Annotated in this window: 15 protein-coding genes; 10 read left to right on the top strand and 5 right to left on the bottom strand. The window is 56.5% G+C overall.

Annotated elements, in window-relative coordinates:
• The first annotated feature begins 1 nt into the window (after position 1).
• The 4 genes from ACXAFN_RS11365 (at position 2) to ACXAFN_RS11350 (ending at position 3,950) form a co-directional block, all read left to right on the top strand.
• A complete protein-coding gene (locus tag ACXAFN_RS11365) occupies positions 2 to 967 on the top strand; it encodes an IS1595 family transposase (protein ID WP_474988783.1) in 966 nt (321 codons plus the stop codon).
• Positions 968 to 1,644: 677 nt separating this feature from the next.
• Positions 1,645 to 1,842 carry a helix-turn-helix transcriptional regulator gene (locus tag ACXAFN_RS11360; RefSeq protein ID WP_474988781.1) on the top strand — a complete coding sequence of 66 codons (198 nt, stop codon included), beginning with the start codon at positions 1,645 to 1,647 and terminating at the stop codon, positions 1,840 to 1,842.
• 247 nt (positions 1,843 to 2,089) lie between these two features.
• Complete coding sequence (locus tag ACXAFN_RS11355) at positions 2,090 to 2,815, top strand: inovirus Gp2 family protein (RefSeq protein WP_474988779.1); 726 nt, start codon at positions 2,090 to 2,092, stop codon at positions 2,813 to 2,815.
• 199 nt (positions 2,816 to 3,014) lie between these two features.
• Positions 3,015 to 3,950: an MBL fold metallo-hydrolase gene (locus tag ACXAFN_RS11350; protein WP_474988777.1), complete on the top strand. Its 936-nt coding sequence runs from the start codon at positions 3,015 to 3,017 to the stop codon at positions 3,948 to 3,950.
• 80 nt (positions 3,951 to 4,030) lie between these two features.
• Here the strand turns inward: ACXAFN_RS11350 and ACXAFN_RS11345 are convergent, their stop codons facing one another.
• The 4 genes from ACXAFN_RS11345 to hmgA all read right to left on the bottom strand — a co-directional run bounded on the left by ACXAFN_RS11345 (position 4,031) and on the right by hmgA (position 7,547).
• Positions 4,031 to 4,417 carry a Rieske (2Fe-2S) protein gene (locus ACXAFN_RS11345; RefSeq protein WP_474988775.1) on the bottom strand — a complete coding sequence of 129 codons (387 nt, stop codon included), beginning with the start codon at positions 4,415 to 4,417 and terminating at the stop codon, positions 4,031 to 4,033.
• A gap of 87 nt (positions 4,418 to 4,504) precedes the next feature.
• Complete coding sequence (gene maiA / locus ACXAFN_RS11340; protein WP_474988773.1) at positions 4,505 to 5,149, bottom strand: maleylacetoacetate isomerase; 645 nt, start codon at positions 5,147 to 5,149, stop codon at positions 4,505 to 4,507.
• An 11-nt stretch (positions 5,150 to 5,160) separates the two neighbouring features.
• Positions 5,161 to 6,180, bottom strand: coding sequence for a fumarylacetoacetate hydrolase family protein (locus ACXAFN_RS11335; RefSeq protein ID WP_474988771.1), 1,020 nt, complete (start codon positions 6,178 to 6,180; stop codon positions 5,161 to 5,163).
• 56 nt (positions 6,181 to 6,236) lie between these two features.
• Positions 6,237 to 7,547, bottom strand: coding sequence for a homogentisate 1,2-dioxygenase (gene hmgA / locus ACXAFN_RS11330; protein WP_474988770.1), 1,311 nt, complete (start codon positions 7,545 to 7,547; stop codon positions 6,237 to 6,239).
• A 589-nt stretch (positions 7,548 to 8,136) separates the two neighbouring features.
• Here hmgA and ACXAFN_RS11325 point away from each other — a divergent pair.
• From ACXAFN_RS11325 to ACXAFN_RS11300, 6 genes are all read left to right on the top strand, one after another.
• Positions 8,137 to 9,087 (top strand): hydroxymethylglutaryl-CoA lyase, encoded by a 951-nt coding sequence (locus ACXAFN_RS11325; protein WP_474988768.1) that lies wholly within the window; start codon positions 8,137 to 8,139, stop codon positions 9,085 to 9,087.
• Positions 9,088 to 9,094: 7 nt separating this feature from the next.
• Positions 9,095 to 10,261: a CaiB/BaiF CoA transferase family protein gene (locus ACXAFN_RS11320; protein ID WP_474988766.1), complete on the top strand. Its 1,167-nt coding sequence runs from the start codon at positions 9,095 to 9,097 to the stop codon at positions 10,259 to 10,261.
• A gap of 73 nt (positions 10,262 to 10,334) precedes the next feature.
• The gene (gene dctP, locus ACXAFN_RS11315) at positions 10,335 to 11,324 is read left to right on the top strand and encodes a TRAP transporter substrate-binding protein DctP (RefSeq protein ID WP_474988764.1); all 990 of its coding nucleotides are present in this window, start codon (positions 10,335 to 10,337) and stop codon (positions 11,322 to 11,324) included.
• 245 nt (positions 11,325 to 11,569) lie between these two features.
• Positions 11,570 to 12,022, top strand: a complete 453-nt coding sequence (locus ACXAFN_RS11310) for a TRAP transporter small permease (protein WP_474988763.1) — start codon at positions 11,570 to 11,572, stop codon at positions 12,020 to 12,022.
• Positions 12,019 to 13,302, top strand: coding sequence for a TRAP transporter large permease (locus ACXAFN_RS11305; RefSeq protein WP_474988761.1), 1,284 nt, complete (start codon positions 12,019 to 12,021; stop codon positions 13,300 to 13,302). Before ACXAFN_RS11310 ends, ACXAFN_RS11305 begins: the two co-directional genes overlap by 4 nt.
• A gap of 35 nt (positions 13,303 to 13,337) precedes the next feature.
• Positions 13,338 to 13,862, top strand: coding sequence for a gamma carbonic anhydrase family protein (locus ACXAFN_RS11300; protein WP_474988759.1), 525 nt, complete (start codon positions 13,338 to 13,340; stop codon positions 13,860 to 13,862).
• Positions 13,863 to 13,939: 77 nt separating this feature from the next.
• Here ACXAFN_RS11300 and ACXAFN_RS11295 read toward each other — a convergent pair whose 3' ends face one another.
• Positions 13,940 to 14,836 carry a LysR family transcriptional regulator gene (locus ACXAFN_RS11295; RefSeq protein WP_474988757.1) on the bottom strand — a complete coding sequence of 299 codons (897 nt, stop codon included), beginning with the start codon at positions 14,834 to 14,836 and terminating at the stop codon, positions 13,940 to 13,942.
• Between the last annotated feature and the right edge of the window lie 58 nt (positions 14,837 to 14,894).

Below are 14,894 nucleotides of genomic sequence, written 5' to 3'. Positions count from 1 at the left end.
CATGGACACCCTCGCCTTCCAGCACTGGTTGAGTCAGCTCCCACGCCTCAATGCCCGACAGAAACGCCTGCTCCGAGACCGGCTGCACCAGCCGCCTCGGCAGGATGCCCTCCACGATACGTTGCCGGCACCAGCAGCCTGTCCCCACTGTGCGGCATCTGCCGCACAGTTGGCCCCCTGGGGCTGGAATCGGGGCCTACGTCGCTACCGCTGCCGATCCTGCCATCGCACCTGCAACACGCTGACGGCGACACCGCTGGCCCGCCTTCGTCGAGTCGCGTGCTGGCAGATGTATGCCCAAGCCCTGATTGAGGGACTGACCGTGCGGGCGGCAGCACGGCGCTGCGGCATCAGCAAGAATACGGCCTTTCGCTGGCGACACCGGTTTCTGGCGCTGGCCGCTCAACATCACGACACCCGGGAAACGGGCATCGTGGAAGCCGATGAGACGTTCTTTCTGGAATCCTTCAAGGGGCAGCGCCACCTGCCACGACCACCGCGTCAACGCGGTGGCGTGGGCAAGACGCGAGGGACGGGACCCGAACAGATTCCGGTGATGGTGGTACGCGATCGAGAGGGTCATACGGCGGACTTCCTCCTGGACAAGCTCGATGCTCAGCATATCCAGGACGCGCTATCTCCCCTCATCGATCAGGAAGCGGTGCTCTGTACGGACGGTGCCAGCGTGTACTCGGCCTTCGCCCGCCGCTATGGCCTCACTCATCAGGTGGTGCATGCCAGGCCTGGACAGCGCGTCCGCGCGGGCGCCTTTCACATCCAGAACGTCAATGCCTATCACAGCCGCTTGAAGGGCTGGATGCGCCGTTTCCATGGCGTCGCCACCCGATACCTCGTCAATTACCTCGGATGGCGACGAATGCTGGAGCGCTATGCCATGGCGATACGCCCGGTTCACTGCCTTCAAGAGGCAGTGGGGCGCACCGAACAACATCCAATGGGGACATAGCCTTTAATTAGTTTTTAAGCAGCCCTTATCAGGCGTTGGCATGGCAATATTACATCCGTTAGAAGGGCAGGATAAGCACAGGGCGTCGAAGCTCTCGCACGTGCGGTGCGAAGAAAAAAGCGGCCCAGCCAGGCAGAGATCATCGACTGCTGTACACGAGAGATTCTCGGCTAGCGATTATCGAGCAATGGCAGCAGCAAGGCCGCGGAAGCTGCACTGGAGAGAGTGTTGACCTATCAGATGGGAGCGCTGGTGTGTTTAGCAATCGGTGGCCTTTCGGTCAGATAATGGGCTCGTTTTTTATTAGTTTCCACTTCATCGGCACGACGAAGCTCCATAGGTTCACGCAGAAGTTATCGACGTCGTATATTTCGGTGCAGAACCGGCTTACCGAGGAGTTCTTCCGTTCTTGGAAGGAAGGGTTTGTCGGGCTCCATCGCTTCGAGTAGTTGGGCTAAGAAAAATTCATGATCGAACGCTGGATCCGGCACTGTAATGGAGAGCGACCACCGCAGTCTTTGGGCTATGTAGCACCCCGAACACATCCCGCATTAGCAGTGTGGGGTGTGCAGAAACCAAGGGGGACATAAGGGCATAGGAGTATGGTGTAAGGTTTTTAGGAAGAATAAAATAATACTGGGGTCTCCGATCTCATGAACGAATGACAGGAGTTCGTCATGAGCAAGAGACTGATCCGCATCACCGAGGTCATGGACCGAACCAGCCTCGCTAGGTCCACGATCTACAAGTACATAAAGCTTGGAAAGTTCCCCAAGCCCATCAAACTTGGCACTCGGGTCGTTGCCTGGGTAGAGAGCGAAATAGAATCTTGGATTCAAGAAAGTATTGAGCGGAGAAGTGAAGCATGCATTTAGCGCTCATCCTATAATATAATTGCAGAGCTGACATCCTACCCCTGATTCCTCATGTCCAGCCGAGCCACCTGCCTTTCTGGTTACTGTATCAGCAATTAAGGCCCTTGTTTAATTATTATTCTAATAGGGGTTACCCCAATAGGATAACAGGAGAGGGGCCTCCAGTCCCGAACCCAACCAAGCAAGGTAAAAGCAGCAGCAACATCCATCGGCCTATCTGAATCCAGCAGCAGCTGGAGGAGTCGTCGTGCTTGCTATCAGCGCCCATGACCGTCAAGGCATGGGCGTTTACCCATGTCACTGGAGATTTGAAATGACAACGAGACATCCCACCAACCCTAATCTGCACTTGAGTTACCACACCGCGTTTAATGGAATGGAGGTCCAACAGGAGTCCTTGCCGATGGTGAGTCAATACCTGCAGGCGCTGCAGTTCACTCTAGAGCGTGCCATCGACGACTACCCTAGAGTGACGGCTTTCCGAGTTGACCCTGTCATCCCTACCATCATCAGCGACAGGATGACACTACAGGATCATAAGCAGCTGATCCCGAGGTTCATTGAATCCTTCAAGGCCATCATTAGGCACGACCACAAGCGGAAACGTCAGAGTGGCTGGGTACCGCCTACCAAGGTTCGCTACGCTTGGTGCCGTGAGATTGGCACTAATGGCAAGCCGCACTACCACTTCTTGTTGGTTCTTAATCGTGACGCCTACCACTTACCGGGGAGGGCAGACTCCACCAATGAGAACCTCTCTAGGCGAGTTTCCCGGGCCTGGTACAGTGCGTTGGGAGTGGAGTGGAACCCACAGGATCCCTGGATTCATGTGCCAGAGCACCCGGTGTACTGGATTTACCGGGGGGATCCGCAAAGCTTTCAGGAAGCGTTCTATCGAGCGTCGTACCTGTGCAAGGCAGCGACAAAGAATTATGGTTTCGGCCTGAGGGGCTTCTGTACCAGTCGTAATTGATGAAATTCAGCCCCTGCTTCCATGGCAGGGGCATTCATACACATGTCAGTTAACGTGTTTTGATGACAGGCTTTAGGATATATCTTTTCTTTCCGTTTTGGAACTTTATGCGTGACAAATGCGATCTTTATTTCTTGAGAGAGTCGGCTAATGTCATGGATGTCTCCCGACGGGAGATAATGACAATAAGGAGACGTGCATGAGATTATTAAAGAAAAGCTTTTTATTATCGACTGTTCTATTTTCAATGCTGGGGTCTACATTGTCCTGGGCGGAAGCAAATGATGGAACACGTATCTATACAGTTGGTACTGGTACCCCTGTGCCGGAGTCGGAGCGTGCTGGTGCCTCAGTAGCTGTTGTCTATGAGGATAAAACATTTCTATTTGACTCAGGGGCCACCGTATCAAATCGTCTTGAGATTTTGGCTGAAAAGGGTGAGGTGGGTTTATATCCACACAAAGTACAGAATCTTTTCATCACGCATATGCACAGTGATCATACATTGGGGTATCCTGCCCTATTATTTTCGTTGTGGTGGCTGAGAGATGCTCCGATGCGTGTTTACGGGCCGCCTGGAACTCGAGCATTGACAGATAAGCTACTAGAGGCCTTCGCTCAAGATACCAAGATTCGTGTCGATACGGTTCTCAGTGATACCAAAGTGCAGCATCCAGAACCGGCGGTAAATGAAATTTTCGAACCTGGTATAATCTATGATGACGGAGAAGTTGTTGTAGAGGCTTTCTTGGTCGACCATGGGGATATCGAGCCGGCTTACGGGTACAAGGTCACCACGCCGGACAAGGTGGCAGTGATCTCGGGAGATACGACTTATGATGAACGTATTGCCGAGCAGGCAAAAGGCGTCGACTACCTGATTCATGAGGTCTATAGTGAAAAAGGTTTGATCGATAGTGCTGATCCTGATCGTCCCCAGCGGCATGCCTATCATGCCGAGCAGCACACTTCGATCGAACAGGTGGCCGATATTGCTCAGCAGGCTAATCCTGATCTTCTAGTGTTAACCCATATCTTGTCATGGAGCGACTCCATCGAAAATATGGAGGCAAGGATGGCCGAAGTTTATAATGGGGATTTTGTTTTTGCCAAAGACGCTATGTTGGTTGAGTAATATTTCAATGTGAAGAGATAACCGGGCGTAGCCTTGTTGCGCCCGGTGTTTTTATCTTGATGGTGGCTGGTTTTGCTTTGTTATTTCGGAAAATGATCGTCGATCACCAGCCAGCCGTGTTCATTGGTGCGAATGGGTACCGGATCTAGGGCGCATCCTAAGCCGTGACCTCCAACGCCTTGTCCTGTTCTGGCTGAGAAGGCGGCGTCATGGTTAGTGCAGCGCAATACTTCGCCGTTCTGGCTGAGGATACGCTGGCCGCGTTGGTCGAGAGGCAGGTATTGGTGAGGACATGCATTGACGTAGGCTAATAAAGCCTCTTCCATGTAGACTAGCAGAAGAGGAAAATTGCCGTTTTCACTCTTAACTACCAAGCCCACGGCACTGCCCATGGACAGTTCATCCTGCTTAATGATGGGAGTGCCCGGGACGGGTGCGCTGCGATACTTCTGCCATTCTTGAGCCATTAGTTTTTACTGAGCCTCAAGTGGAGTGTTGAGGTACCGTGCCCTTGAAGGCACGGTTCCAGTCGGTTGCTTGTTTGTTGGGAGCGTTCAGATGGCGTCGGGCTGCTCTCCGGGCGCCGCCCGCCGGAAGGCCTCCAGGGCCCGGGCGTTGGCGGCGATGCGCCGGATATGCGGATAGGCCGCGAGGTCGCACTCGAAGCGCTCGGCGTTGAACACCTGGGGCACCAGGCAGATATCGGCCAGGGTCGGGGCGTCGCCGTGGCAGAAGTCGCCGCTGCCGGCCTCGCGGCTGAGCTGGGCCTCCAGGGCGGTGAAGCCCTCGTGGACCCAGTGCCGGTACCAGGCCAGCTTGGCCGCCTCGTCGACGCCGAGCTCGCCCACCAGATACTTGAGCACCTTCAGGTTATCGAGGGGGTGGATCTCGCAGGCCACCAGCTGGGCCAGGGCGCGCACCCGGGCGCGGTCGGCGGGATGCTCGGGCAGCAGCGCCGGGGCCGGATGGCACTCCTCGAGGTATTCGCAGATCGCCAGCGACTGGGTCAGCCGTCGCCCATCCTCGGTCTCCAGCACCGGCACCAGGCCCTGGGGCTGGCGCGCCAGGTGGGCCTCGCTGCGTTGTTCGCCCTTGACCAGGTTGACCGGGGCCTGGTCGTACGCCAGGCCCTTGAGGTTCAGCGCGATGCGCACCCGGTAGGCGGCCGACGAGCGGAAATAGCCGTAGAGCGTGGTCATGGCCGGTCTCCTCACTTGGCCTCGTGCTTCACGACCCGCTGGTCGATGGCGCCGAAGATGCTCTTGCCCTCTCGGTCGAACATCTCGATGCGCACCCGGTCGCCGAAGCGCATGAAGGGGGTCCTGGCGCTGCCATGGAGGATCGTCTCGACCATGCGCACCTCGGCCAGGCAGCTGTAGCCCACGCCGCCGTCGGCCACCGGCTTGCCGGGGCCGCCGTCGGCGTCCGGGTTGGACACGGTGCCCGAGCCGATCACCGCGCCGGCGCCCAGGTAGCGGGTGCGGGCGGCGTGGGCGACCAGCTCGGGGAAGCCGAAGATCATGTCCGGGCCGGCCTCGGGCTCGCCGAACTTCTCGCCGTTGAGGTGCACGGTCAGCGGCAGGTGGACGCGGCCGTCCTTCCAGGCGTCGCCCAGCTCGTCCGGGGTCACGCAGATCGGCGAGAAGCTGGAGGCCGGCTTGGCCTGGAAGAAGCCGAAGCCCTTGGCCAGCTCGCCGGGAATCAGGCCGCGCAGGCTGACGTCGTTGACCAGCATGATCAGCTTGATGTGGCCGGCGGCCTGCTCCGGCGTCACCGCCATGGGCACGTCGTCGGTGATTACCGCGATCTCGCCCTCGAAGTCGATGCCATGCTCCTCGCTGACGGCCTCGATGTCCTCGAAGGGGGCCAGGAAGGCATCGCCGCCGCCCTGATACATCAGCGGGTCGGTCCAGAAGGTCTCGGGCATCTCGGCGCCCCGGGCCTGGCGGACCAGCTGGACGTGGTTTAGGTAGGCGGAGCCGTCGGCCCAGTGATAGGTGCGCGGCAGCGGCGAGTGCAGGGTGCCGTGGTCGAGGTCGAAGGCGCCCTCGGCGCGGCCGTCGTTGAGCGCCGCGTAGCGCTCCTCCAGGCGCGGGGCGAGTTCGTCCCAGCGTTCGATGGCCTGCTGCAGGGTGGCGGCGATGTCGCTGGCGCGCACGGCACGGGTCAGGTCCCGGGAGACCACGATCAGTTCGCCGTCGCGGCCGCTGTTCAGGGTAGCCAGTTTCATGAGGGTCGTTCCTTATCGTCGTCGGCGAGGCCCGTGGCCCCGCCGGTGTCAGGGTGTCAGGGCGTGTTCGGATCGAAATGGGTGCGCAGGGTCGACCAGACCTCCACGTAGTCGCGCTGGCGGAAGTCGGCGGCAAGCGCAGCCTCGGTGGGGTGGAAGACGTAGCGGCTCTCGAACATAAAGGCCAGCGTATTGCCTTGATACTGGGGTTCGAGCTCCGCCTGGCTGGCCTTCTCGAAGGTGTCGGCGTCGGGGCCGTGGGGCGACATGCAGTTGTGCAGGCTGGCGCCGCCGGGTACGAAGCCCTCCGCCTTGGCGTCGTACTCGCCGTGGATCAGGCCCATGAACTCGCTCATCAGGTTGCGATGGAAGTAGGGCGGGCGGAAGGTGCCTTCGGCGACCATCCAGCGCGGCGGGAAGATCACGAAATCGATGTTGGCGGTGCCCGCGGTGTCCGACGGCGAGGTCAGCACGGTGAAGATCGACGGGTCCGGATGATCGAAGCTCACGCTGTTGATGGTGTTGAAACGTGCCAGGTCGTACTTGTAGGGCGCGTAGTTGCCGTGCCAGGCCACCACGTCCAGCGGCGAGTGGTCGAGCCGTGTGCTCCAGAAGCGACCGGAGAACTTGGCCACCAGCTCCATATCACCCTGGCGGTCCTCGAAGGCGGCCACTGGGGTCAGGAAATCGCGGGGGTTGGCCAGGCCGTTGGCGCCGATCGGCCCCAGGCCGGGCAGCTCCAGGGGGCTGCCGTAGTTCTCGCAGACATAGCCTCGGGCGGCATCATGGCCCTCGGCCAGGCGCACCTGGAACTTGACGCCGCGCGGAATCACCGCGATCTCGCCGCCGCCCACCTCGAGCTCGCCGAGCTCGGTGCGCAGGCGCAGGGTGCCCAGCTGGGGCACGATCAGCAGCTCGCCATCGGCGTCGTAGAAGAAGCGCTCGGTCATGTCGCGATTGCAGGCGTAGACGTGCACCCCGCAGCCGGTCTGGGTGGCGGCGTCACCGTTCACGGCGACGGTCAGCAGGCCGTCGATGAAGTCGGTGGGCACCTCCGGCAGCGGAGCGGGATCCCAGCGCATCTGGTTGGGATCGGCGGCGGGGCGCGCCGGCGGCGCGGTGGCCACGCGGCCCGCCTCCAGCGGCCGATAGGCGCTCTGGACCACCGAGGGGCGGATGCGATACAGCCAGCTGCGCAGGTTGTGGTGGCGCGGGGCGGTGAAGGCGGAGCCGGAGAGCTGCTCGGCATAGAGGCCGTAGGGGCAGCGCTGGGGCGAGTTCTGGCCCTCGGGCAGCGCACCCGGCAGGGCCTCGGTGGCGACATGGTTCCGGAAGCCGACTCGATACTCGAGGTTACTGTTGCTCATGGAGCTCTCCTATGCAGGTTCTTCAGGCACGACGAGCTGAGATGCCACTCAATATGGTTTCATGTGAAACTATTTAGGGGTCGAGAACCCTTGAACGTCAATAGGTGCTGAATGAAATAAAAGTCATCAGCACTCTTGGTGTTGCTTTATGCCAATGATTTAAAAGGGGAAAAGGGAAATAGAGAGCTTTCGATGTATCCGTGGTAATTCATCAGCAAAAAGCTGCCGCCATGGAAATATTTTGTAAGGTAAAGAAATTGCTAGAGATTCACCTTAGAGCGACTTTCCGTGTAAGGGGGGAATTGACACTGCAGCGTCATGGAGCTGTGAATAGCTGCGATGAAAGCGAAAGAATGTGGCTGTCCACATGGATGAGGTTATACCTTGGTCGTATTTGTTTGACGAAAGTTTAAGGTGGAGAGCTGATATGACAGGAGCAAGAAATAGATTTATCCTTATGAAATAAAAGGGTTTTTATAAAAAAGTTCCGTTTTGGAACCGTGCCGCTGAAAATTGCGAACTTTAAGCCCGATGGTGGCTCACTTAGCTTCAGGAGCAAGTACCGATCACCACCTGAAGGTGAGTTCCCATGAGCGCGATCTGTCCCGCAAAAGCGATCATCAATGAGGTAGGCCTACGAGATGGCCTGCAAAGCATCGCTACTACCTTGCCCACCGCGAAGAAGATGGAATGGATCCGCGATGCCTATCAGGCTGGCATTCGTGAAATCGAGGTCGGCTCCTTCGTTCCGCCCAAGCTATTGCCGCAGTTGGCAGATACCGCGGATATCGTGGCTTATGCTAAAACATTTCCCAGTCTATTCGTGTCAGTGTTGGTCCCTAATCTCAAGGGCGCGGAGCGTGCCATCGCTAGCGGCGCGAACCTGATGATCTTGCCCATCTCAGCCAGTTACGAGCACAGCCTGGCCAACGTGCGCAAGACCCCCGATGACATGATCGCTGAAGTTGCTCGAATCAAGGCTGCCAAAGAGGCTGCAGGCTCCGAGGTTCTCATTGAGGCGGGTATTGGCACAGCCTTCGGCTGCACGCTGCAGGGGCCGGTCGACCCTGACGAGGTCCTACGCTTGATGCAAGCCGCGCTGGAGGCCGGTGCTGATCGTGTCAGCATGGCGGACACCGTGGGGTATGCTGATCCGGCAATGGTGCGTGAGCTATTCGGTCGAGCAGTCGAGCTGGCCGGTGACAAGTGCTGGCGTGCCCACTTCCACGATACTCGCGGCCTCGCCTTGGCCAATGTCTATGCGGCCCTTCAGTCTGGTATTACCCGCTTCGACGCTTCCCTTGCCGGCATCGGGGGTTGCCCCCATGCGCCGGGAGCCAGTGGCAACGTAGCCTCCGAGGATTTGGCCTTCATGCTGTCCAGCATGCATTTCGAGACCGGGATCGACATCGCCCGACTGCTCGAGCTACGCAAGAAAGTGGCGACCTGGCTCGCTGGCGAGGAGACTCACGGCAATCTGTGGCGGGCGGGGTTGCCTAAGACATTCGCGATTGACGACACCCGTGTCGGCGCTCGATGAGGTGACCATGAACAACACACCATCTGATCAACATGTACTGCCGCTCGAAGGAATTCGTGTCATCGAGTTCAGCCATATGGTCATGGGGCCTACCTGTGGAATGATTTTGGCCGACTTGGGAGCTGAGGTTATCAAGATCGAGCCTCCCCAAGGCGACAAGACACGCAACATGGCCGGTCTGGGAATGGGGTTCTTTCGTACCTATAACCGCAACAAGAAAAGCGTGGTGATCGATCTTAAATCCGAGAAGGGGATGGCGAGTCTGCTGGAACTTCTGGCGCAGTCGGACGTGATGATCGAAAATTTCCGGCCCGGCTTGATGGACTCACTAGGATTGGGGTACGAAGCCCTGTCCGAGCAGTTCCCGCGCCTGATCTATGTATCGCACAAGGGCTTCCTACCCGGGCCCTACGAGAATCGCTTGGCGATGGATGAGGTCGTGCAGATGATGGGGGGCTTGGCGTACATGACCGGTCCAGTAGGCCGACCACTGCGTGCTGGTGCTTCGGTCAATGACATTATGGGCGGCATGTTCGGAGCGATCGGCGTGCTAGCTGCCATTATGCAGCGAAATCTTACTGGAAAGGGCCAGGATATCCAAAGCGCCTTGTTCGAGAACTGCGCGTTCCTCTCAGCCTCACATATGCAGCAGGCTGCCATGTCGGGAGATGTACCGCCGCCCATGCCGTCGCGTATTTCGCCTTGGACGATCTATGACGTCTTCACCGTGGCTGATGGAGAGCAATTGTTCATCGGCGCGGTCAGTGACAAACAATGGAAGAAACTCTGCGAGGTCATCGAACGTCACGACTTGCTGAAGGATCCGGCGTTGAAGACCAATGAACAACGCCTCGAAGTGCGTCAATCACTGCTCGAGCGGCTAGGTGAAACCCTGAAGCAACATCGAATCGATGAACTCTCCGCAAAACTGGATGCTGCGGGGCTGCCCTATGCGCCCATCACACGCCCCGATGAGCTTCTACATGACAAACACCTTAAGGCGAGTGGTGGGTTGGCACCTATGCAGACCGATAATGGAGGCACCACCGAAGTGGTGTTGCTGCCACTCATGATGGGCGGATGTCGTTTGCAAGTGCGTCAGTCACTTGCGCGTATCGGGGAACACACCGAGGAAATTCTCGGTAGCCTGGCCGCCCAACGTTCCCGTGAATGAGGCGTCACCGATCTTAGGTTTGCGCCTTAAGGGCCTCAGAGGCCTGCAGTCATAATCACAACAAGGAGGCACTATGAACGCCACCGTCAAGACCCTTGTCGCCGCCGTAGCCACGGCCAGCTCTATCGGTACAGCCGTCGCTGCCGATTACACTATGCGTATCGCGCACCAACTGCCCGGCTCCCACCATGTGGCGCAGGCCATCGAGCAGTTCGCCGAAGAAGTGGAGAGCAACAGCGATGGCCGTATCGAGGTAGAAGTGTTCGGCGGTGCTCAGCTGTTTGGGCCGACAGAGTTCCATGCCGCTGTGGCACGCGGCCACATCGAAGCAGCATCCATTGTCAACCTACTTTGGGGCGGAACCATTCCGGAAATGCAGGTCTTCAACATTCCTTATCTGATGACGGATAAGGAACAGCTTGAGAAGTTCCCTGGCTCAGAAGCAGCAGCGATGCTAAATGACAAGATGGATTCCAAGGGTGTCCGAAATATTGCGTGGTTGCTGGATGCCAATAACGCAGTTTTTACTTCTGCCGAGGAGCCGCTGATTGCCCCCGAGGATTTCGAGGGCATCAAGATTCGCGGCCTGAGTCGTGTCTTCGATGCCGGACTAATAGCCATGGAGGCTTCTCCGGCCACCATGCCGGGATCTGAGGTTTATCAGGGGCTGCAGACCGGGGTTATCGATGCCGCTATTACCAGTGCTAGCGCGGCTTATTCTCGCCGATACTTCGAGGTTCAGGATTATGGCACCGCTTCAAATCTGATCACTGTCTACCAGAACATTATCGTCAATCCTCAATGGTGGGATAGCCTTCCGGAAGATTTGCAAGGGATTGTTGAGGCAGCAGCGGATGATGCTGAAACGGTTCTTCTACCGGAGTCAAACAAAGTAGATCCGGCTGGCATCGCTAAGCTTGAAGAGAATGGCATGGAAGTGACGGAGCTTTCTGCCGAACAGGTCGAGGCACTGCGTACCGAAATGCAACCAGCAGTGGAACAAGCATTCATTGAAAGTGCTGACGATGGGGAACAGTTGATCGAATTAATAAAGCAGCTCTGAATTTTCAGATAAAGAGAGATTGAGAAATATCTGGCAGGGGGGGAGGAAGCTCCTCCCTTGTGTTCAGACGGAACGGGGGTGATAGCGCGAACCCCGAGGAATAAATCATGAGTAACCACGCTAGACCGGCCATAGGCAGAAATACGAGTAGAGAAACACAGCCACCACTAGTCTGTAGATTATTTAGCCGGCTTGTGTATTGGATAACCACCATTGCCATGGCCGTATCTGCCGCCGGAGTACTAGTGGCACTGGTCTTGATCAGTTACGCAGTCATAGCACGCTATGTGCTGGGCCAGCCTTCTATCTGGATCAATGATGTAGTGACCTTCATTCTGGTTGGCATCGTTATGTTGGGCACAGCCGCTGCTCTGCGAGAAGGACGGCACTTGGGAGTCGACTTGTTCACAGATCGACTTAATGGGAGAAATCGTCGGATATCCCAGGCTTGGTCAATGTTTGCCGTGTTGGCGGTCTCCCTCTATTTAGTCATCGATGGCTGGCAAACTGCCATGTTTTCGAAGATGATCGGTATGACCACTTTAGGTTACGTGGAGATTCCCATCTTTTGGCTGCAGCTGTTGATACCTTTGGGGGGAGTGATGCTGGTGCTCGTGTGCTTGGACTCCCTGCTTCGCTTGTTGCTGGGCGGTGAGGCCTTTGTCGAGACTCAGCAAGACGAGGAGAATAAGTCATGATAACGATACTTTTCATTCTTTTAGGCCTCATCTTGCTACTTTTTACAGGCTTGCCCATTTTCGCTGGCCTGTCGATGTTTGGAGCGGCTCTACTCGCGGGCACACCGGGTAGTTTAGGCGGACTAACCGAGATCGTCTTCAACAAAGTCAGCATGTATGTGTTGCTAGCAATACCGCTGTTTGCCTACATGGCGCATATCATGATTCGTGGCCGCATTGTCGACGATCTCTACGACACGGCCTATACGCTGACCCGCCACCTTCCCGGCGGGGTTGGGATCGCCACCATCGCGGCCTGCATGATCTTCTCTGCTATTTCCGGCTCGAGCGTGGCCACGGCGCTGACCATCGGGGCGGTGGCGATCCCGCAGATGATCCGGTATGGCTACGATCCTAAGGTCGCCTACGGCCTGGTTGCAGCTGGCGGTACCCTGGGGATTCTGATTCCGCCCTCCGGTCCGATGATTATCTACGGGGTGGCCACGGATACTTCCATCGGCGGCTTGTTTATGGCTGGCCTTATCCCCGGCTTACTGCTGGCCGCTATATTCATGGTGTCGACCGCCTATCATCAGCGCCGCGCCGAGCGTGCGCAGCGGGCTTCCCTAGGCGAAGCCTTCACGGCAATTCGCAAGTCGGGGTGGGCCATCGCTCTGCCCACTATGGTGCTGGGTGGCATGTACCTGGGCGTCTTCACCGCCACTGAGGCGGCGGCCATCGGTGCAGCCTTGGCGTTACTCATTGGCGTGGCCGTCTATCGCAGTATCGGCTTACGCGAGATCTGGAGCTCGGCCATCGACGCCAGCCGTACCTCGGCCATGCTGTTCATGATCCTCGCGGGCGCCGCAATCTTCAGCCATGCTCTGACAAAAATGATGATCCCGCAGCAGATCGTGACTTTCGTCACGGACGTGGATCTAGGCGTCTATGGCTTCTTGCTTATGATGATGCTGATGATCTTCATCCTCGGCATGTTCCTGGAATCCATTGCTATCATTCTGATTACCTCGCCCGTCATCATGCCGGTCCTGGCTCTACTGGATATCAGTCCGATCTGGTACGGCGTACTGCTGGTTATCAATCTGGAGCTGGCGATGATCACACCTCCGGTGGGCATGAATCTGTTTACCATCAAGGCGGTGACCAACGCGCCGATCGGTCAAGTTATTCGTGGTTCGGCACCTTACGTGATGCTTATGGTGCTGGGGCTAGCGTTGGTCCTGTTCTTCCCCCAACTCGCTATGTGGCTGCCGGGTACCATGCTTCAATTGGGTCAGTAATGGCTGGAACACTTTTAGTTGCGAGGAAGGTATGAATGGCTATCTATCAGTACGATGAGAAGGTCCCCGATATCGATGATGAGGCCTACGTGGCGGATTCTGCAGATATTATCGGTAACGTGACCCTGCACAGCAACAGCAGCATCTGGTACCAAGCAGTTCTGCGTGGGGACAATGAGAGTATCGAGGTCGGTGAGGAGAGCAATGTTCAAGATGGTGCGGTCCTGCATACCGATGCAGGATACCCATTGCGGATTGGGAAAGGTGTGACCATCGGGCATCAAGCGATGTTACACGGTTGCACCATCGGCGATGGCGCCTTAATCGGCATCCAGACGGTGATTCTTAATGGTGCCACCATCGGCCGTAACTGTCTCGTCGCCGCGGGTTCCGTGGTTACAGAGGAAAAGGAGTATCCCGATAACTCCTTGATCGTGGGAGCTCCTGCCAAGGTCATCCGCGATCTTTCGAGCAAGGCATTAGCTGATATGCACAAGAACGCCATAGAGTACGTCGCACGTGGTAAGAACTACCAGGAAAATCTGAAACGACTAGCGTGACTCTCCTGATAAGGGGGTTGGCGAGCCAGGTTATTTCATGCCACTTGGCTCGTCCTTTTTACGAATATGTGTAAGGCTCAAGAGCTAACTGTACCAGTTATATGATCGAAAAGAAGTCTGGCCGGTACGCTAAGCTGTGAATAGTCGCGTACACAAGCAACGAATCTGCGAGTTGCCCATCCATCTTCGAGGGGTATTGCGCGTATGTTCATGGCTTTTTCGTGAATTTTTGCCACCTCAAGGGGGACGATAGCAATAGCCAGGTCGGAATCTGCGATCCGGCAAGCTGCATCGAAAGTCGTTACATGCACTCGGAATTTGATGGGTTTTCCCAGTGCAGCCGCTTCCCTCTGTAATGTCAGGCTCACTAAGCTTCCAGGTATAATTTCCACTTGCTCATACTCGAGAGTGTCATCAAAAAAGAGAGATTCTTTGTTAGCTAGAGTGTGTTGAGCATTAACCACGACGCCGAGCTTGTCATCTTGATAAGGTCTGCAGTAAAGGTTTCTGGTGTTAGCTTCTTCCCAGCATATTCCAATGTCTGCTTGCCCTTCCTCTATCCCTCTAACTATTAAAGAGCTTACCCTTTCCTCGATGTTGACCTTTACTTTGTCATGGCTCTTCATAAATATGCCAACCTGTTCAGGAAGGAATTGGCAGATTACAGAGAGGCTCGCAAAAATTTTCAGGTTACCTTGAATTCCATGGCTGAATTCACTCAGCTCAGCATGCATCTTTTCTAGGGATCTCAGCGTTTCCTTTGCCGATCGTAGTAATACTTCTCCCGCTGGAGCTGGAGTCGCACCGCGCTTGCTCCTTTCTAGAAGCTGTACCCCTGCTTGTTCCTCCATGGCTGAGATTCTTTTACTTATGGCAGAGGGAACAATGGCAATTTTTTCTGCGGCATTGACGATACTTCCTTCATCGCAGACGGTTATGAATATTCTCAAAGAGTGTGGATCATAATATCGCATATTTATCTTTTCCTGTCGGGTGTTGAGTTCTAAGAGGACCAGTAAAAGTGTGTTTTTT

It is taken from the genome of Halomonas sp. ABH4_019, from assembly GCF_056159885.1.
Note: the sequence above shows the minus strand (reverse complement) of the source record. Positions and strands in the feature narration are given on the sequence as shown.